The organism is Caballeronia mineralivorans PML1(12), from assembly GCF_001028175.1.
In the GTDB taxonomy this organism is placed as follows: Bacteria; Pseudomonadota; Gammaproteobacteria; order Burkholderiales; family Burkholderiaceae; genus Caballeronia; species Caballeronia mineralivorans.
The window spans coordinates 1-19441 of record NZ_AEJF01000209.1 but is presented as its reverse complement, the minus strand read 5'-3'; the positions used below and the strand labels follow the sequence as shown (position 1 = coordinate 19441).

Genomic DNA, 19441 nt, shown 5'->3' with positions numbered 1-19441 from the left:
CGAAAAGACCGGGCGTGGGACGAAATAGAAACGGGACACGACGCAATGATCAGCGCGCCCGAAACTCTTGCGGCCAAGTTGCTTCGGTACGCGTGATTCGATCAGACGCGCTTGTCTATCGCCGTGCGCACTGCATGACAGTGGCGGACAAGATTGGGTCGCGCCAAGACAAACTGCTTGAGCGGCGTGTCGATGTCGTAGAAGAATATGTTTGCCACGAAGCCATAAACGCTGGCGTCGATGCTGCCGGGTTCCGGGCCGAACATGAATTCACTATCGCCAAGCAGGTTCGCTATTGCCTGCAAATCCGCGATACCGCGGGCATACGCCTCATCCGGTTCAAAGCGGCCGATACCTTGATAATGATACCGCTCGAAGTTGAATTTTTGCGCCGCGTCGAGGCTATCCGCCGTGATGCCGGAATGTGTTTTTAAAAACGCTTCCTTGAACAATGGCCAAAACCGCGGATCGCGCCAACGCGAATACGACATGACCCAATAGAGATCATCCAGCGTTCGGCGCATCAGAAGGTGCAGATCCTGCTGGGCGTTCGTCAGCGAACCGTCGATGGTCAAACTGTACTTACGCTTGAGATGAGCGACGATGGCATCGCTGTCGCCAATCGACTCCTCATCGTCGACGATATACGGAAGCTGTCCGCGAGGCGCCGATTTTGTATCGAGGATATGGCGATGATCGAAAGGCAACCCGCATAGCTTAAGGAACGCGAATACCTTCAGACCATACGGATTGTTGTCTTCCAAACCGAACAATTCCGGGTAGGAAAAGAGTGTGATCATGCGACGCTCCCTGAAAGGGGGTGCAGCGTGACGGGGTTGAACCGCTTTAGTTTATTCCAGCGAGTTCCCGGTAACCTCGAGATCAGCCGCGAGTTGACAACGCTCGATAGTTCTAGCCCCCTTACTCGTGATGCCCGGAACCCGACGCAATACGCTCAGCCAGCCCGGCGTCGTAGCTGGAATGCACATGCACCCGTTTCTTGTCCGGATACGCATACGTGTAGGCCTTTCTCAACGCCAGCGATGCCTCGTGAAACCCCGAAAGAATCAGCTTCTGCTTGTTCGGATAGTTCGCGATGTCCCCCACCGCGAAGATCCCATGTCGTGAGCTTTCGTAATTCGACGTATCCACTTCCACACGTCCGCCGACAATCTTCAAGCCCCAGTTTGCGATCGGTCCGAGGTCCGCGACGAGGCCATACAGCACCACCAGATGTTCCGCATCGATCTGCGCGGTGCCGCCAATCTGTCGGATTTCGATAGATGCCAGTTTGTCATCAGGCGCATGCAACGCCGCAATCGAGCCGACCATGAATTCCATTTCGCCCGCGTCCACTGCCCGCCTCATCTCGTCGACGCTCGATGCCACCGCGCTAAACCCATTGCGCCGATGTACCAGCACGACCCGGCGCGCGACCTTGCGCAATGCCAACGCCCAATCAAGCGCTGAATCGCCACCACCGGCAACCACCACAGTCTTGTCCGCGAAATCGGAGAGATTGCGCACGCTGTAGTGAACTTGGCGCTCTTCCAGCGTTGTCGCTTCGGGCAATGCAAGACGCTGCGGCACGAACGCTCCGTTCCCGGCTGCCAGCATGATTGCAGCCGTATCGAATACGAGCCCCTGCCCGGTCGTGACTGTCCATCGACCGTCTTCGCGTTGCCGAACGGTCTCCACACGCTGGCTAAGGTGAATGGGCACGTCGAAGGGGCGGCATTGCTCCATGAGCCGGTCGACCAACTCACGCGCGGTACATGATGGAATAGCGGGAATGTCGTAGATCGGTTTGTCGGGATACAACTCGATGCATTGCCCGCCGATCCGTTCGAGCGTATCGACAATCTGACACGACAGGCCAACAACCCCCGCCTCGAATGCAGCAAAAAGGCCAACCGGCCCCGCGCCGACGATCAGTACATCGGTGCTTATCGGTGGTGGTGTTTGAATAGGGGTGCCCGCTTCAGAAGTCATTCGGTATCTGTGATGTTGTGCAAGCGAGTGAATTGCATCAAACAGTCACAATACAGAACACGCGAAAAGCCCGCAACGAAAGCACTACCGCCGACCAAGATAATCGTGCAGGCATAGCCCATGCAAACAACGTTTAGCGTCCTTGCCAAGACTCCACAGCGCTCCCGCGTGTACATGTGGCGCGCAAGCGCTTCACTACCTAGTCACGCCCACCGAACAGCGCGTGCTGCAGCATCCGGACCGAATCGTCCCAGACCAGACGCTCTTGCTCAAGGCGGATCTGATGCCCCCAAGCATTGGTCCGGAGCCCGTCATAGACTGCCTTCTCGCTATCCACCAGCGTTTCCAGAGCTTCATTTCCGTATTGAACGGGTTCACGACCCCACAACGAGCGATGGGACATCAGCGTGACCTCGTCCATCAATACAGATCTGAGCTGAGGCAACACCCGGCGTGCCCGGTTCAGGATCGCAAATCCGTGGGTATCAATATCCCCCCAGTACACGGCGTTCGAAACGCGCAGCCAAGGCAGAGCCTCGAGTGCGCTCACGGCGTTGCCTAGTCGTATTGCCGCGACAGTTCCGGCAAGGTCCGGCAGCGCCAGCCCTGTCTCCAGATTCTCGATAATGACCAACGACCGGGGTTCAATAGGCAGCATCGCCAATTCATTGACAGGCGCTTCGATGTCGCACAGCCCTCCCACCAGAACGCGCAATTCAGGACATAGCAACCGGATGTAAACCCGGTGAGGCGGCTTGCGTAGGCCGCACACAGCGTGGAAATCGTTACTCTCACCGGCACTGGCACTGAGCTCGCGAAGCAGCCCCGAAACGAGTCCCGTGCGCTGACCGATCCACTTCGTATCCAGTCCTTCGACTGGAAGCTGCCGAAGATACAGGTTAGACGCAGGGTTCGCTTCCAACCAGGCAAGCAATGCAACGAGTCGCTCAAAGTCTTCGCTTGGGTAGTCGGCCAGAACATCGAATTTTGAAGCCAATTTCATGCCTCGAATCAACGGTGGCCACCGTCCCGTCAGATAGGCGTAGCGCCCGGACGCTGTCGCCCAGCGAATCCCTTGCCCAACTGCTGAAGCCACGACGGCCGGACTCTCAAGACTGAGGCCCACGGGAAACCGCTGTCTGCCAAGCCGCGCAAACTGGCGATCTTCCGACATAACCGTACCGGGTCCGGTACGTTTTTCCCATGCTGCCGTCCAGGCCCGCACGCCCGCGGCGTCATCGGCAATATCCTTTTCTGTCGGCGTGCCCAATCCCACAATCAACGGCCAACTCCCTTCGCCTGCAAGCCAGTTCTGGTGTTGATTGTTAAAACGCCGAGTCAGGAAGTCCCGAACCGCATCAGGTGATAGAAGTTTCTTCGGCATGGCTAATATCGTGCGAGAGTTTCAGCCGATGGCTGTCGCTGTCATACTCGATCGGGATGACCGCGGATTTCTTGCGGTCCTTGATATGCACGAAGCAAGCTCCGCCAATAAAAGGCTCCAGCGTCATCACGGATTTCAGCGGCGTTGCCACGATCATCTGGAATCCGAAGGTCTTGAAAATATTCATCGCCATTGCTGTGAATTCCGCATCGGCTTTATCGAAGGCTTCATCGAGAACCACGGTCGAATAGCTGGGTAGCGACCGGTCTTGTCCACCAAGCTGGTAGCGTAGTGCAGCTGCAAGACACGTTGCCGCAAGCTTCTGACGCTGTCCGCCCGACTTGCCGGCGCCGCTGCGATAGACCTCGATTTCCAGATCGTCCTGATCCAGCTCCCGTGCGACAAACTCCACGTGCTGCCTCACATCCAGCACGAGGTTGCGCCAGTTCTTCTCAGCGCTCTCCTGGCTTGCTAGACGTTTGACCAGCGCCGCCAGCGCCTTGAAACGTTCCTCGGCCAGCTCGCGGTCGGTGCTGAACGAATGGCTCAGCGACTCTCGCAGGCTTGCACGGAAATGCTTCACGTCCTCCAGTGCCTTGTCGCTCGTTTCGATGACGAGGTGCGTACCGGAATTGAACGGCGCAGTGCTCAGGCTTTCGTTCACTAGCTCCATCCGAACGCGGATCGCAGAGCGCTCTTGATCGAGTTTGGTGGCAAGCAGCGTCAGGTTCTGATCGCTTTGCTCTCGCAGTAAGCTAAAGAAGCGTTCCTCATACGCAGGAAGATTGTCCTTCTCCAGCCGCTGGAGCTTGCCGAAATAGTCATCCGCGCTCGCCAGGGTAGCGTCCAGTCCGCCCGACAATGCAGGCCATAAACGGTTGAACTCAACAAATCGCTGGACGATCGCATTGCGCAAATCCGTCAGGTGGCTTTCGAGTGACCGCAGTTCGACGTTGAGCGAGCGTTCGACCAGATTGGTGACCTGATCCAGATTCTCCAGCGTGAGGTCCTTATTGGTGGCCAAGTACCTGGCGCTGATCTGCTCCGCGAACGCAGGGGGACGGTCGGAGGTGGGCCAGAGCCGTGCCAGGTCCGTGAGTTGAGCCTCGATACGATCGATTGTCCGCTTGAAGTCCAAACCCCTGACGTGTTCACCGTTCTTTTTACTCACCGCCGCGGTATGAACATCTTCCTGCGCCTTGATGCGTTTATCCAGCTCTGCCAGGTCGGGGCGTGCCGCCAGTTCCTCTTCAAGCCGCGCCGTAAGGTCGTGAATTCGTGTCACTAACGATGCAACATCAACATCGTTCCAGGTGAGGTTCGAAAGAGTCTGGCAATGCAGCATCTGCATGTGCTGGAGATCTTCTTCCTCCCGAACTTTCCCGATCTTCTGGTCGAGCTTGCTAATCTGGCTGGCAAGCCCGACCGCCATTTCCTTATAGAGAGCCAGTTTCGCCTTGTTGTCGAAACCGAGCACCCATTGGCTACGGTCGTTCACCGAGTAGCGGTCGTTCTTCTCGTGCCGCATGGTGTTGTGCTTGATCTGTCCCTCTCGCGTGACGGCACGCTGCGCGTTCCTGAACGCCTGCAACGTCTGTGCACACTCGAAGTCGAAATGAGTCTTGAGTTCCTCGCGAACCCAGTCGCCAAACGTATCCGCGCCCACATTCAGCTTGCGCACGAGAGAATTAGGCCCCGGGCTGCGAGCGCCAGTTTGAGGAAGAACCCTAAAGTAGACGAGCCGCTGGCCAATATTGCGCTCATTGACGTAGGTGGAAACCGCTGAGGAATGTTTGTCATCGACCAGGATCGATCGAGCGAAACCGCCCAGCACCCGTTCGATGGCCCCTTGCCACTCCAGAGCGTCGGACTTGACCTCGATAAGTTCGCCCACGAAAGGCAGCTTCTCCTCGGGAATCGAAAGATCACGGGCCATCTGCTCGCGCAGGGCCACGAGCTTCGCTGGCAAACTCGACTTCTGACGCTCCAACGCCTTGACCTCTGCAACGGCGTTGCCAAATTCGTCCTTAGCGATACGGTGCTCATCCTTCAATGCATCCTTGCGGTGCTCGATGTCAGCCTTGAAGTCACGCGCCTTCATCACGCGCTCCTTTGCGGCCTCTGTGCATTGCACGAACGCTATAACGTCGTTCGGAACCGTCCAACCCATGAGCTTGCAAGCTTTATCCGCTTGCTCACGCCTGGTGATCCGATTCGGTTTTTCATCCTCGGCGAGCTTGATGTCCTGTTTGAGGCGGTCGAGGATACCCGCGCCCATGTCCAGTTTCTGGCGCTGAAGGTCCGTCAGTCTTTCCAGTTCATTGGCAACCATTTCCGTCAGACGCCGCGTCTCCTCAACCGACCCTTTGTGATCGACGGTTACTTCGGCAAGGCGACTCTCCAAAAGTACCTTCCGCTGATGCTCTTTATACTGGTCGATAGCAGCCTGAATCGCCAGCAGCCCATTGAGATCGAAGGTCCCCTTCTCCATCTCGAGGTATTCATCGCGAGCCGGCTTCAGTGTCTCGATCTGCTTTCTCGCAGCCACGACTTCCTGATGGGCCTCGTTGAGTTCGCCGAATTCATTGACCAAGCTTGCGGCAATATCGAAAGTCTCCGGCTCGTCCAGCATGAAGTCGCGCAGAAATACGTTCAGGTCGCCCAGGTTCTTCGCGGACTGCGTCTTGTGCAACAACCGAAGCGCTCGCTCGTTGTCAATGCCAAGCAGCCGCCTGAAGCGCTCCTGGTAACCACTGAACTCAGGGTGAACCTTGGCATCCGGCAGATCATGCTTGAAGCGCCTCACATCGAATTCGTTTTTCGCAAAGAACTCCAGCTCCTGAATATCGAACGCACGCTCGAGCGTCAGATAAATTTTTCGGGCGTCCGTCTGCGCCGTCGAGTTTCCCTTAACCCAAAGAACTTGCGCCAGCACGACGATCCGCCCTTGATCGTTGCGATAGGTCTCAGCGATGGCCGACCAGGTCGTGCCGCTGCGCAGGTACTGCGATACATACTCGCCACTTTCGCCCGTTTGCTGCGCCCAGGCACCGCGAAGATAAGTCATGACGCTGCGGTCCCGTCCGTGCCTTTCCGCCTCACGCGCCGCAACGTTGAAGTCTACCCATTTTGGCGGTGTCATGAGGGCAGCATGGGCATCGAGAATTGTCGACTTGCCCGACCCTGAAGGACCCACAAAGAGGTAACCCTCCTTGGGGATGGGGAAGTCGAAAACGTTGGAGAATGTCCCCCAGTTAAACGTCTGGATACGAGCAAGACGAAACTGATCCTCGGCACCGTCCAGCAAAACGCGTTGCTCAGATGTATTCACAGCTCTGCATCTCCTTGCTCGTCCGTCCCATCGAGCCCCTCCTCGTCCGGGAGATGCCTGTCCTCTGTGTTTTCGCCGTTTGCAGCGAGCCTTGCATAGGTGCGCGTCAGGTCCTGGATTTCCTCTGCCGTGAACAGCAGCTTAAGAGTAGGCGATACCTCATAGCGTTCGTCAGAGCTGCGGATGCGCTGCAACAGGCTTAGCTTCTTCGCTTTGTCGACTGCATTGACAGCTTGACGCTCGAACTTGGCGTGATCGGGATTGCCGTCCCGTTCAAATACGTGCAGGTGCTCTTGCATCTCGATGAGAGACACCACCGCGCGATCTCCCTGAGCGTCTGACTGGGTCAGGCGCTGCCGCAGGAACAGCAACAGTGCGGTTTCAAGAAAGGTCAGCGAAGCCTTGCGAAGAAGGATCGGAATATCCGCCTCGTCGGAGATTACCTGCCGCGTGAATGCAACGCGTTGCTCGTGATCGATGACGATCTCCAAAAATAGCTCATGCAACCGCGAACGGATGAGTGCCTCATCGCGCAGCAGCACAGGCCAAAGCTTCGACTGACGACGCGCATCGACCGACGGGCCGAGTAGCAATTGGACGAGGACTCGCCGGGTTTCCACGGGAAGTGTCCCTGTATCGCCGCGAAAGGTGACGCCCTCGACAGTCTCATCGCTTGCGGCGATATTTTCGGCGAACTCGTCGCCACCAGTGTCATTCAACGAGTTCAAGGTAGCGCTCCCTAATGAAGTAAATAGCCGGCAACTTTGCGCGGCGATGGACCAAGTCATCGCCTGTCCAGCGGACTATCTCAGACCCTTCGGTCACTTCGCCGTGCCTGGCCCCAAGTGCGACGTAACCGACAACGCTACCCAGCCCCTGCTCGGCGGGAAACGCAGCCAGCACGTCACCGACAGATGCTTGCGTTCGCCGGTCCAGCACCGCGCGTACGTTTTGCTTCAGTGTACGAAAGTCAATCTCAGATTGACGCACCAACTCGCTGACCGTTTCCAGATCCAGTTCGGATGGCTCGGCCTCTTTCATCGACGAATCCGTTACCCGTTGCGCAGGGTCATACATCACCCATTGAGCGACCGACCGGATTCGACTGCTCGATTGCATAAGTTCGAAGCCGACTTGCTCGTTTGAACGGACCGCATTTTTCGCGGCGAACGCCGCTTGAGTAGCTTCCTTCAACAGGCTATGCAAACGTCGTTGCTCGAGAAATTCCCGGCTTTGTACAAAGCTTTTCAGACTGCGGGCAAAGTGCTGCAGAACGTCGTGCACGCCACGACCCTCGTTTAAAAGCGTCCCCGTCAGGCTCAGCAAAAATCTGCGCTCGTGAGACTCAAGGTCTCGCGCGAAAGGACGATTGGCGACCTCGTCGAGCGACTCCCGGAGCGTAGCCGACTGCTCGCTGTCGGTCAGCAATCGCCAGAACGCGTTGAAAGTGCGGCCGGCATCGCTCTCGCCAATGATGTCGACGCCGGCGAACAGTTGCTCAAGGACCTCGCCGCGGCTTCCTTCGTTCTCCATCAGACTTTGCCGCAGGCCGCGATTGAGTTTTTCGAACTCGTCGCGAACACTGCGGAAATCGGACGTCAGCTCCTGAGCCAAAGCGATAACCTCCCGTGCACGTTCGATAGCGCGCTCTACCGGCAATATCTTGATTCCGCCATGCTCGACTTCAGCGATGGCCTCATCAATACGCTCTCGTTCTGCGCGCAGCGCTACGAGCCGTGCTTCGGGATTGACATTGGTTTCGGCTGCGAGGCGTGACAACTGCTGGATGACAAGCGAGAGGCGGCTCTCGGTTGCCGTTGTGCGCGGTTTCAGAAGGCTGGTGACAAAGCGTAGCGCCGTCAGGGCATCCGCAGAGAGCTCGTATTCCTCTTCGCTCGCACCTGGAGGGAATCGCCGGCTCAGCCAACCATTGTTTAGCCACTCTGTTACATAGGCTTGCGCTGTTTGAGGCAGTTCTTCACCGTCCGCCCGGAGCGCGTCGATCTCGCGCACCAGTCGCTCGTGCATCACGGAACTTGGCAAAACCTTGTCTACGTCGAGAAATAATGACTGCAGCAGCGCAATAAAGACAGGCCCTTTTGTGGCGGCCAAGAGTCGCCAAAGCGGCTGGTTGCGCAGATTGTCAAGCGCTGCGGCAGTGCGGCGAGCTTTCACGGTGGCTCTCGTTCAAATGGAGTTGATCAAGGGTGTCGCTTTTTGCCCACAACATCCTGATCGTAGGTCCAGCGCTTTAATTGGTAAGGCAACGGCCATTTTCACCGATTACGCGATTCGATCTGACAAAGTTTGCAACAGGGCTCCGACTTTTGACGACGGGGTTATAAGTCTTGTCTCAGGTCAATACAACGCCTCACTCACCGGGACGCCTTTCGAAGAAGAAACAATCAGGCAGTATGGCTGGGGCGATGTAGTCAATATCCTTAGCCGACACTCCGCAGGCGAAGAAGGTGTCGCGCCAATGCCGCACCACCTCGACGATCCGATTGATTTCCGCACGCGCTTCTTCCGCCGACAAACCGAAACGGCCTGCCTGCGACAACAGGTTGTAGATACTGGCCGTCCGGCCGAAGTTGCCGACGGTCAACGCCAAGTCCCGGCGCTCAAGGCTAACCACGGGCGCAGGTACAAGATCGTAACTAGGCGATAACCGCCATCCCTTTTGTCTGCGCAGTAAGGCATGGTTGCGCGGGTGATCGTCGTTGTTGGTCACGGCGGCGTTGAAGACCATTCGCTTGAACAACTCGGCGCAATCGGCTTCCGGTCTGTCAGACCAGCGGCGTAGGTTGTCGGCCAACAGTGGGTAAGACCAGCGTTCCCGGTCCAGATGGCTGTCGCCACAGTCGAGCACAGTCAGTCCGCTGACGAGGCCGAAGCGCAAATAGCCTTTGTCGGAGTAGTCGCGATCGAAGCGCTGCAACATGAGTACGTCGCTGTCGCCGACCGTCTGCAGCCGCGCCTGCGTGACGTTCAGGCCGCAGCAGCGCGCAAGGTCAAGTGTCGCAAACTCGACTCGCTGCAGATTGAAACGGTCATCGTTGGAAGGAAACTTGCCGAGCCACAGGGATTGCGCGTCCTCGATCGTGGCCTTCGGCCGCGCCCCGCCCATGCTGGTGCCCGGGTCGAGTTGTTCAAGCAGATGCGCGGCCACCTGTCGCCCCTCCTCGATCGCCTGCGTCGCCGCGATCAGTTCGGCCAATTGATGGGTACGGTTGTATTTGCGCTTGGGCGCGGGCGGTTCGGCCTTCAACCCAAAGCTTAAGTAGCCCGCTCCGTCCTGCGGCCCATGCAGCAGATAATCGATCTCCTGGAGGTCAGCAGCATTCCGCTCTAGCGTGTTCTCGATGACACGCCGCCCCCAGGCGTCTGGGCCCGCGTCACGGACCGAACCTGGAATGCCCTTGAGCTGAGTGAACTCGAATACTCTTTTGGCCAGTGGTAGCCGGAACGGATCGAGCGCGACCGCCTCTTGACGTTCGAGATAGCGATCACCGTAGCGAAAGCGTCCGACCTGCGTGCCATCGGGCAGTGTCTGCACCCTGAGCAATGCTGCCGGCACAGTTTCCAACGTGCCGGGGAGCTGGATATGGACATAGGCTTCGCGCTCAGAAATCATAGTCGTCGCTCGCCTTCCTGGACTTGCCTGACCGCGTCGGACGGCGAGAGGCTTCGAGGGCCTTGCCATGGAGATCAGTGTCGGGATCGGCGACGGAGTCCAGTGACTTGTCGAGACCGAGTGCCCATAGAACGGTAAAGCACACGCCTACCGCCGTGCCTGGCTTGCCCAGTTCCAGCGCGGTGAGGGTGTTGCGGTTGATGCCCGCTTTGCTGGCGAGCTCCACGACCGACCAGCCACGCCGAATCCGTGCGATCCGGATGCGCTGGCCCAGTTGTGTGACTCGCTCGACGGGTTGCACTGGCATCACAAAATTGTTCATTTTAGTAGGCATTGAAGTACTCAATACCCATTATATTAGGCGAGAAACGAGTACGACACGAGTCAACCAAAAAATCAAATGTCTGTTTAACTAGGCATAAATCCGCACAATGCCTAGTATTTTGGACATTTTATCCTGTACCTACAAACTCCTAGATGATCGGCCCGAACATTTTGTTTGTCGCCACTAATCTCAGCTAGCGGCGATCGTCAATAGAAACAAAAAATATCTTCGAACGACAATTGCTCAGGAACCAACGCAATCTCTTGATATCGTCAAGCCACTTGGCCCTTGGCAGCGCCATTCAGCTCGATTCCAGCTGGGCAAATTTCCGATCACTTGCGCGAAGCGGTAGCAATCTCGCGCGATGCATCCGATGGCAACACCGCAGTCAGCACGGTGCCGGGCAAGTGCTGCGCGTCCACCTTCGATACCGCCCCGACAAATTTCCATCCTGTCGGCATCTTTACAAACGTAAAACCAGTGGGCTGGTCGACGAACACGTCGAAGGTTTTTGCCTGGTCGTGATTAGCGGTTACAGATGCGCTCGATTGAGCGAACGAAGCAAACGAAGCGCCAAGAGCCAAGGCGGCTACTACTGCGCGGATCAATGATTTCATGACTGCTCCTTGAGGTTCAGATTACGGTAGGCAGGCGACGACACTATATTTGTGTCAATCAACACAAATATAGTTAAGCACAGCAACTAGAACCTGTCCAGTATTTTTGTTATAGTCGACACATAAATAGAAAATCGCTTGTCACAGGTGGTTCCAACTTCAGGAGAGGCTCATGTCGTCATTGGATCAGCGGACCGAACGCCGGCCGCGCGGCAGACCTAGAGCGTTCGACAGGGAAGCCGTACTGAGACGCGCCATGGAGGTGTTCTGGACGAAGGGGTTCGATGGCTGTTCCATGAACGACCTTGTCGACGCAATGGATATCAATTCCCCCAGTATTTATGCGGCTTTTGGTAGCAAGGAGAATTTGTTCCGCGAGGCGATAGATCTATACGCAATATCTGAAGGCGCGATAACGCGGCAAGCGATAAAGGAACATGGCAACGCCCGGGAGGCGATTGCAGCCGTGTTCAAGCAGAATATCGACATGCTTACCCAAGCGGCCGCTCCAAGGGGATGTATGGTCATTCTCGGCACGGTAAACATCGGTGTGGAACATGAGGAGCTTCGAGCCTTTCTTCAAAGCCGGACGCGGAATGTGGCGAATCTGATCAGGGAAAGGCTCGCGCAATCGCTGGCAGACGGCGAGCTCGCAGCAGATGCGGATACGGAGGCGTTGGCTACCCTTTGCGTCACTGTGCTGAGCGGATTATCGGTTCAGGCGCATAACGGGGTTGCCCGGCAGACCCTGCTCGATGCGACGGATGCATTCGTCTCGACACTCCCCTTCACCAACAAGAAGAAGAAAAAATAAGCACGACGATCACCGTCGGTTTGACAGACTCCTGATCCGCATGCACGAGACGCTGGCGACATGTGGACTTTTGATTGGAGCCCCCGTGTTCACATGGAAAATATGGCGGACAACAAAAACGAAACGCGGCGCAAAAGCGCCGCGTTTTTTTGAGTCTCACGATACCAGGCAAGCTATTTCAAATCACTCCCACTCGATTGTCAATCCGACGCTGGAGCCCTGTGTGGACGGCGTTTCCGCCACTCGTGTGAAGTCGATACCGTCAGTGGTACCGGATATTCCTGTCGGCAGCCAACGGCTTTCAAGCGACCGCATCGGACGATTGTTGCCGCTTTTGTCCGCAACATCGCCATAACGAGGCATGTCAATACGATTGTTGGCCGCGATACCGTCATCGATACCGTCAGGCTCCGTCCAATGCGATCCTCGTTTGGACGATCGTCCCATACCTAACGATTAACAGCGTTTTACCCGTCAGCGCGAGCGTTTGATATTCCGTAACCCATGGATTACAATCCGAGCATGACCAAGCTGATCATTACGCCCGAATTTGACACTTGGCTATCCCGCGTTCGGGACCGCCAGGCGGCGACGGCGATCGTCGGTCGGCTCAGCCGGGCACGGTTAGGCAATCTTGGGCACTGGCGTGCGGTAGGCGACGGTGTCATCGGAGATGAAGATCGATGTAGGCAAAGGCTACCGTGTCTATTTCACGCAGCGTGCCAACGTGCTGGTGATCATCTTATGCGGTGGCGACAAGTCCACGCAGGCCGCAGACATCAAGCGCGCCAAGGTCATCGCGAAAGATCTGGAGTTTTGACATGAAAGTCAGCGAGTTGATGGAGTTCGACGCGTCGAAGTACCTGAAAGATGAAAACGACTACCGACTGTATCTCGCCCAAGCGTTTGAAGGCGGGGATCCGGTTGAGATTCAGGCAGCACTTGGTGACGTTGCCAAGGCACGTGGTATGACGGCACTCGCTCGCGAGTCGGGTATCGCGCGCGAAGCGTTGTACCGCGCGCTCTCCAACAAAGGAAATGCCGAGTTCGCGACAATCATGAAGGTGATCGTCGCGATGGGGCTGCACCTCACGCTGACAAAGCCCGAAGCAGTACCGAAGGCAGCCGCCAAAGCCAAAACTGCGGCGAAGGCCGTAGTGGCTAAGAAAGCACGGGCAGTCGCGAAACGCGCAGGCAGCGCGACCTCAACAGGCCGTACTCGTCCTGGCAGTGCTGCACACGCCTGACTCCCAATCCGTCAGCGGCTCATGATCCGAGGAACGGGCCTCACGGGCCGGCTTTGCTACAGATAGATCGCGCAGAACCTATGTTCCTCGCCCCCTCCACAAACACCAAAGCCTCGACGTTTAGTTCACACAGGGCCAGTTGCAAGACGTGGCCATGCTCAGCATACGCGCCATCTATCGCCTGTGGTTGCTCCTGCAATCGCTGGAGCAACGCCTTCAACTCGTAGAAGTAGGCAGGCGCCCGCGGTTGAGCTTAGCCGTAGAATGCAGCATAACGATAAACATGGTGATCGGTTCGACGAGCATAGTGAGGATACCGAACAACGTCGTAAGGATCCAGAACGTGAACGCGACATACACCAGTATCGGAGCGTGTTCGGCCTTGTACCAGAATCCGGATATGGCAAGCAGAACCATACATAGCATACCCAGAGCAAGCATGAGTCGAGACAACTTTCTCGATCGCTCCATAAACAGCTTTTCGTTGGCTTGTAAGGCTCAGCATCGGCAAGATCCTTCAGGATTGCCTTCACGTCCCGCATCACTTCTCCGTGCGATCAAGATGACTTCAGCACGCGCACGGCCTGTAAATTGACGTGCCATTCGACGATCCGCAACGCGTCTTCGCCACATGTGTCGCTGAATTCCCAGTTAAGGGCGCGGCACGCCGCTCAATTCTCCCCACGCGCGCGCTTCAACTCGAGGTAGTTCTGATTTGCCTCAGCATCGTCCGCCCGGTACGCGATGTTCGGAGCATCGCTCCCATCCTCTCCGTTCAGACCCGGCAATGACATGAGGTGGTCGCGAAGATCGCCCCGGGCAATGGGAGCGGCCATCAATGGTAGGAGATACGCGTCCAGGTGCTTGCCTTGTGGATTTTCCAGTTCCCGGGTAAGCGATTCCAGATAATCGTCTTTCCGGGACGCATTCCAGTTTATGGCGAAACCTGCGCGGTGGCAAAGCTCCGCATGGACGAGAAGCATGGTGCGGCCGTTCCCGTCCAGAAAAGGATGCCCCCATGCGAAAGCGCCCATAACCATCCCCGGCTTTTCACGCATCGCCTTTGGATTGCTGCCTGCCGACAGGCCCCATTCAACGGCACGCTGGCACAACTCCGAAGCTTCGAACTGTATTCTCTGGCCCTTCCCGACCAGTCGTCCAACACCGAGAGTATGACGATCCTGGCCTGCCCAAGGGTAAAACTCATTGAACAGGATCCGGTGAACCTCAAGGAAGTGCACGTACGTAATTGAACCTTTGATGGCATGAAGGTACGCCAATGCCGCCTCGAGGTTCGACTCGAAGAATCCGTGTTCTATGTACTTGAGTTCGTCCAGATCCTTGATGCTGTCGACGTTACGCAGGTAACCCCTGGTTTCGTAGTCCCCGAACGGATCGAACACGCTTGATTTCCCTTATGTGGTTTGCCATTAATCGGGCAAACTGCCGGCCATTAATCCGATCCTGCTTCTTGAGCGCAACCAGCAGCTTACCTGTCAGATCGAGCTTGACATCGTCACCCGCCGCTCGCGTCACTGCCTCGGCGAAATCATCGAGGCCCGAGCGCCGGTATTGAACGCCGTAGGCTTGCGCGAGCCGCTCGACAAACTTCCCGACGTTTTGGGTTGGCAGCTTGTCGACATCTGCAGGTAGCCTAAGGGCTGCGCTCGTTTGCGGCCTTTCGTGTTGACCGACATACCGCACCCGGATGTTATCCCAACCTAGCTTGCGAGAAATCCGGCTCGTGCCTGTGTCAACCAGGCAGACGGAGCGACCGTTTTCGTGCTGGATTGTCACATCAAGCACCGCGACGCCCAGTTTCCCGAGCGCCTCGCGCAACAGCATGTCACAACCAACGGCAAATCGCGCCTTGCCTTCCGGATCGGGACTGGTCTTAGCATAAACACCCGCTCCAAGTCGAACAAGGCGTCCATTGGCAACGAGATGCTGAAGCGCAGCGCTAAGATGCGACGAACTCCCCAAGCCAGCCAGCTCACGTCGAAGCACGACGTTACCCGACCGCTTTCTCAGCGACATCAAAAGCTTACTGTCTAGGTTCATCGGTCACCTCCAGATCCGGCGTACGAGGTTCTATTATAACTCACCTTAAAATCCTTATCAAACAATGAGTTATAGATACAAATCTTGCCGGATCAACAGCATGCTTCGTCAGCTGGACGTCCACTACAGGAGCTTCTCGCAGTCGTTCATGAAGCGTCGACGGCCTGCATTGCGCCGGCAGACCACCGCAAGTCGCTCATCCCAACGCCACCGGCGCAATCCCGAGAGCATCACGGACTAGTAGCCTCACAGCGCGCGGCGACGACGACTGCCGGCATCGCCATATCAGAGGGCAGTAGATTCGGCCTATGTCCGCCTCCCTGCACCCATGCATCGACCATATCCGCCCACTCCAGGAGCATATGCCGACGCTGCATAGCATACTCGGCCTTGTTATACACGGCTCGCGAAGATCGCCCATCTCCTCCGTGCGCCAGAGACTTCTCGATCCAATCGCTGTTGAAACCCGCTTCGTTAAGCAGCGTTGAGCCGGTGCGCCTCAAATCATGAACGGTGAATGGCTCCAAGGGCAGTCCAGCCGTTTTCGCCCGTTCGGCAACGATCTGTGTGACCCGATTTAACGTGGCCTTGGACATGCATCGATCCGCAGCATAGCCGGGGGCAGCACATATCGGGAGCCTGCTGCGCAGGTATGCAACGCCACCATGATGTCGATCGACTGGCGGGACAAATATACGTTGTGGGCTCGGTGCGCTTTCATCCGGGACTTCGGTATGGTCCACACCGCAGCTTCGAAATCGACTTCATCCCACGTTGCCTCGATCAATTCGTTCTTGCGCACCATCGTCAGCAAAATGAGGCGCGAGGCGAGCCGGATCGTCGGATATGTCGCCACCTGCTCCAACTGTCGATGCATGAGCCGAATTTCCAACGGCGACAGGACCCGGTCCTTCGGCACAAACGTGGCGATCGACGCGACGCCAACCTCGTCAGCCGGATTCGCGATCTTCTCGCCGTGCAGATTCGCGTAGGCATAAATCTGCTTGACGATATCGCGGAGTTGAACTGCAGTGGCCGGCGCGCCATGCTCCTTGACCCGCACGCAGAGCGCCCGCAGATCATCAGCGGTGACCTCGCAAAGCAGCCTCCCCGTGAAGGCCGGCAGGATATCGCGCGCAACGATGCCCTTGCGCACGGACCACGTCGTGTCCGCCACTCTGGCTCCGTCAAGCCAATTGGCTGACCATTCGCCAAAGGTCTTCGCCACGGCGCGCCGCCGCTTTTCCCGCTGCTTCTCCACGGCCGGCGACCTGCCTTCACGGACGGCACGTCGGGCGTCCAGCAGTTTTTCCCGCGTCAACGCCAGCGAGATGCCCCCTCGGCCATAGCGGCCGATTGTCAACGTTTCTCGCCGCCCGTTAATGCGGTAGTCGTATCGAAAGGAAATGGTGCCCGCCGGAGATACTGCGACATACATGCCGTCGCGGTCGGCGATCTTCTACAGGGCTGTACGGGGTTTGAGGTTGCGAAGTGCAAATTCGGTGAGCATCGTTTTTGGTTCTCGTGGTTGGGACGACTTTTTACCGTCACCAACCAAGAGGTATCCAGATGCTTGCAGACCCGCGCGCCGCCTAGCTTTTTGGGCGATTTTTTACCGTCACAGCTGGATCGCGTTGCCGGTAGATTATCGAGTCGCAATTGTGCATTCGGCGCATACCGTCCGCTCTACCTTCATTTTGTGGCGCACACTCGGCCAGCTGCCTCCGGAATCATCAAAAATACACTTCTATATCAATGACTTACAACGAGCGGAATAGCAAAGAAAGTTTTGCCGCCACCCACATAAGCCATTGATTTTATTTGTATTTTTTACCACCTACTCCCACTCAATCGTAGCCGGCGGTTTCCCCGAAATATCATAAACAACGCGATTAATCCCGCGAACCTCGTTAATGATCCGGTTCGAAACATGCCCTAACAACTCATGCGGCAGATGTGCCCACTGAGCAGTCATGAAGTCCAGCGTCTGCACGGCCCGAAGAGCCACCACATACTCATAAGTCCGTCCATCGCCCATCACGCCCACGCTTTTCACCGGCAGGAACACCGCGAAAGCCTGACTCGTGAGTTCATACCAGGACTTGCCCGATTCCTTATCGAAGGTATTCCTCAACGTTTCGATAAAGATCGCATCCGCGTGACGCAACAGATCCGCAAACTCGCGCTTAACCTCACCCAGAATCCGCACACCCAACCCCGGTCCCGGGAACGGATGCCGGTAAACCATCGCCGGCGGCAATCCGAGCTTCACGCCCAATTCCCGCACTTCGTCCTTGAACAATTCACGCAACGGCTCAAGCAACTTCAGGTTCAGCGTCTCGGGCAAACCACCCACGTTATGATGACTCTTGATCGTGTGGCCCTTCTTGCCCTTGCCCGCCGACTCAATCACATCCGGATAAATCGTTCCTTGCGCGAGCCACTTCGCGTCTTTCAGCTTATTCGCTTCCGTCTGGAACACTTCAACAAACTCGGCGCCAATAATCTTCCGCTTCGCCTCAGGATCCGTCACGCCGGCGAGCTTCGACAAGAACACTTCGCTCGCATCGACGTGAATCACCTTCACGCCAAGGTGATCGGCGAACGTGGTCATGACCTGTTCAGCTTCGTTCAACCGCAGCAGCCCGTGATCGACGAACACACAAGTCAATTGCGCCCCGATCGCGCGATGCAAAAGCGCCGCCGCCACCGACGAATCCACGCCGCCCGACAAGCCGAGAATCACGTGCTCATCGCCGACTTGCGCGCGGATTTTTTCCACGGCTTCATCGACGTAATGCCCCATCTCCCAATCCGGCCGCGCACCGCACAACTCGAGCACGAAGCGGTCGAGCATCGCCCGTCCCTGCACCGTGTGCGTGACTTCCGGATGCCACTGGAGGCCGTAGAAATGGCGCTCGTCGTCGGCCATCGCGGCGATCGGGCAAGCCGGCGTCGATGCCATCAGCTTGAATCCGACCGGCATGTCCGACACCTTGTCACCGTGGCTCATCCACACTTTCAGCATGCCGTGACCTTCGGCGGTCTGGAAGTCTTCTATACCGTTCAGGAAGCTCGTGTGGTTATGCGCCCGCACTTCGGCATAACCGAATTCACGGACATTGCCGAGTACAACCTTGCCACCGAGTTGTTCGGCCATCGTCTGCATGCCGTAGCAAATACCGAGCACCGGCACGCCGAGATCGAAGACGGCTTGCGGCGCACGCGGTGAACCGCCTTCGGTGACCGAATTCGGACCGCCCGACAAAATGATGCCCTTCGGCGCGAAATCGCGGATGAACGCTTCGTCGACGTCGTACGGATGGATCTCCGAATACACGTGAGAATCGCGGATGCGTCGTGCGATCAACTGGGTGACTTGGGAGCCGAAATCGAGAATCAGGATCTTGTCGTGCATGGCAGCGGCCAGAAGGCGAGTGAACGGAAACGGTTGGCAAAAGCGAAAGCGCAAGCAGCAGGAACAGTGTCCCGCGCATTGCGTCGCGCAGAAAGTTCAACGGCCGGCGCTTGTTGCCGACCGCAGCAAGACAGATTCATCGATACAACGAAACCAGAAGCTCCGTTCCTCGATCAGTATTCGAAGGACCCACGCGCCCGAGTGTTCAGTGCGGATCGCGGCGAACCGGATCAGCGCCGAAACCGGGTTCCGCACGCGCGCCCGTGGTCGGATCGATGAGCTGGCCCGTGATTGGATCAACAGTACGACCGGTGACCGGGTCGATCGCGCGACCCGTTTCAGGATCCAGCTTGTGACCACTGACGGTATCGAACGCCCGGCCAGTGGTGGGATCGAGCGAACGACCCGTCGCCTGATCGATGGCATGTCCGGTAGCAGGATCAAACGCAGTAGCCGATGGTGCACGTGGAGTTGTAAGCGGTGGCATAGGCGCGCCTGCGACCGGCTCGCTGTCCCAGCGAGGATTCGCCGGCGCAACGGGATCGGACGACAAAGGCCTCGGCGGCGGAGTCACACTCTCTTCCGTCTTGGTCTTTGCCGCGCGCCTCTCAGCGCGCT

The 19441-nt window shown here is 57.1% G+C and carries 14 protein-coding genes and 3 pseudogenes; 3 read left to right on the top strand and 14 right to left on the bottom strand.

Going from position 1 to position 19441, the window contains the following annotated elements; all coding sequences use genetic code 11:
* Window positions 1-101 precede the first annotated feature (101 nt).
* The 9 genes from EOS_RS34600 to EOS_RS34560 all read right to left on the bottom strand — a co-directional run bounded on the left by EOS_RS34600 (window position 102) and on the right by EOS_RS34560 (window position 11283).
* Entirely contained in the window at window positions 102-800 is a 699-nt protein-coding gene (locus tag EOS_RS34600) for a glutathione S-transferase C-terminal domain-containing protein (protein ID WP_047896720.1), read from the bottom strand.
* A 121-nt stretch (window positions 801-921) separates the two neighbouring features.
* Window positions 922-1992 (bottom strand): NAD(P)/FAD-dependent oxidoreductase, encoded by a 1071-nt coding sequence (locus tag EOS_RS34595; protein WP_047896719.1) that lies wholly within the window; start codon window positions 1990-1992, stop codon window positions 922-924.
* Window positions 1993-2191: 199 nt separating this feature from the next.
* The gene (locus EOS_RS34590; RefSeq protein WP_047896718.1) at window positions 2192-3376 is read right to left on the bottom strand and encodes a Wadjet anti-phage system protein JetD domain-containing protein; all 1185 of its coding nucleotides are present in this window, start codon (window positions 3374-3376) and stop codon (window positions 2192-2194) included.
* The gene (locus tag EOS_RS34585; protein ID WP_082163626.1) at window positions 3351-6707 is read right to left on the bottom strand and encodes an ATP-binding protein; all 3357 of its coding nucleotides are present in this window, start codon (window positions 6705-6707) and stop codon (window positions 3351-3353) included. The genes EOS_RS34590 and EOS_RS34585 overlap by 26 nt, the downstream gene beginning before the upstream one ends.
* On the bottom strand, window positions 6704-7435 hold the full coding sequence (locus EOS_RS34580; protein WP_063779123.1) for a DUF4194 domain-containing protein: 732 nt from the start codon (window positions 7433-7435) through the stop codon (window positions 6704-6706). Before EOS_RS34580 ends, EOS_RS34585 begins: the two co-directional genes overlap by 4 nt.
* On the bottom strand, window positions 7419-8882 hold the full coding sequence (locus tag EOS_RS34575; RefSeq protein WP_047896717.1) for a DUF3375 domain-containing protein: 1464 nt from the start codon (window positions 8880-8882) through the stop codon (window positions 7419-7421). Before EOS_RS34575 ends, EOS_RS34580 begins: the two co-directional genes overlap by 17 nt.
* 196 nt (window positions 8883-9078) lie before the next feature.
* Complete coding sequence (locus tag EOS_RS34570) at window positions 9079-10341, bottom strand: type II toxin-antitoxin system HipA family toxin (RefSeq protein WP_047896716.1); 1263 nt, start codon at window positions 10339-10341, stop codon at window positions 9079-9081.
* Complete coding sequence (locus EOS_RS34565; protein ID WP_235443048.1) at window positions 10331-10675, bottom strand: helix-turn-helix domain-containing protein; 345 nt, start codon at window positions 10673-10675, stop codon at window positions 10331-10333. The genes EOS_RS34570 and EOS_RS34565 overlap by 11 nt, the downstream gene beginning before the upstream one ends.
* A 323-nt stretch (window positions 10676-10998) precedes the next feature.
* Window positions 10999-11283: a hypothetical protein gene (locus EOS_RS34560; RefSeq protein WP_047896714.1), complete on the bottom strand. Its 285-nt coding sequence runs from the start codon at window positions 11281-11283 to the stop codon at window positions 10999-11001.
* 172 nt (window positions 11284-11455) lie between these two features.
* Here EOS_RS34560 and EOS_RS34555 point away from each other — a divergent pair, with 172 nt between their 5' ends.
* From EOS_RS34555 to EOS_RS49385, 3 genes and pseudogenes are all read left to right on the top strand, one after another.
* Window positions 11456-12097 (top strand): TetR/AcrR family transcriptional regulator, encoded by a 642-nt coding sequence (locus EOS_RS34555; RefSeq protein ID WP_053064134.1) that lies wholly within the window; start codon window positions 11456-11458, stop codon window positions 12095-12097.
* Window positions 12098-12619: 522 nt separating this feature from the next.
* Window positions 12620-12917 (top strand): annotated as a pseudogene (locus EOS_RS34545) (type II toxin-antitoxin system RelE/ParE family toxin).
* A gap of 1 nt (window position 12918) precedes the next feature.
* Window positions 12919-13344 (top strand): addiction module antidote protein, encoded by a 426-nt coding sequence (locus EOS_RS49385; RefSeq protein ID WP_047896712.1) that lies wholly within the window; start codon window positions 12919-12921, stop codon window positions 13342-13344.
* Between the two features lie 671 nt (window positions 13345-14015).
* Here EOS_RS49385 and EOS_RS34530 read toward each other — a convergent pair.
* The 5 genes and pseudogenes from EOS_RS34530 to EOS_RS34510 all read right to left on the bottom strand — a co-directional run.
* Window positions 14016-14747: a Fic/DOC family protein gene (locus tag EOS_RS34530; RefSeq protein WP_047896710.1), complete on the bottom strand. Its 732-nt coding sequence runs from the start codon at window positions 14745-14747 to the stop codon at window positions 14016-14018.
* Window positions 14701-15405 carry a hypothetical protein gene (locus EOS_RS34525; protein ID WP_047896709.1) on the bottom strand — a complete coding sequence of 235 codons (705 nt, stop codon included), beginning with the start codon at window positions 15403-15405 and terminating at the stop codon, window positions 14701-14703. The genes EOS_RS34530 and EOS_RS34525 overlap by 47 nt, the downstream gene beginning before the upstream one ends.
* Before the next feature lie 230 nt (window positions 15406-15635).
* Window positions 15636-16861 (bottom strand): annotated as a pseudogene (locus EOS_RS34520) (tyrosine-type recombinase/integrase).
* A 381-nt stretch (window positions 16862-17242) separates the two neighbouring features.
* The gene (guaA, locus tag EOS_RS34515; protein ID WP_047896708.1) at window positions 17243-18823 is read right to left on the bottom strand and encodes a glutamine-hydrolyzing GMP synthase; all 1581 of its coding nucleotides are present in this window, start codon (window positions 18821-18823) and stop codon (window positions 17243-17245) included.
* A 205-nt stretch (window positions 18824-19028) separates the two neighbouring features.
* Window positions 19029-19441 (bottom strand): annotated as a pseudogene (locus EOS_RS34510) (hypothetical protein); the annotation flags it as partial.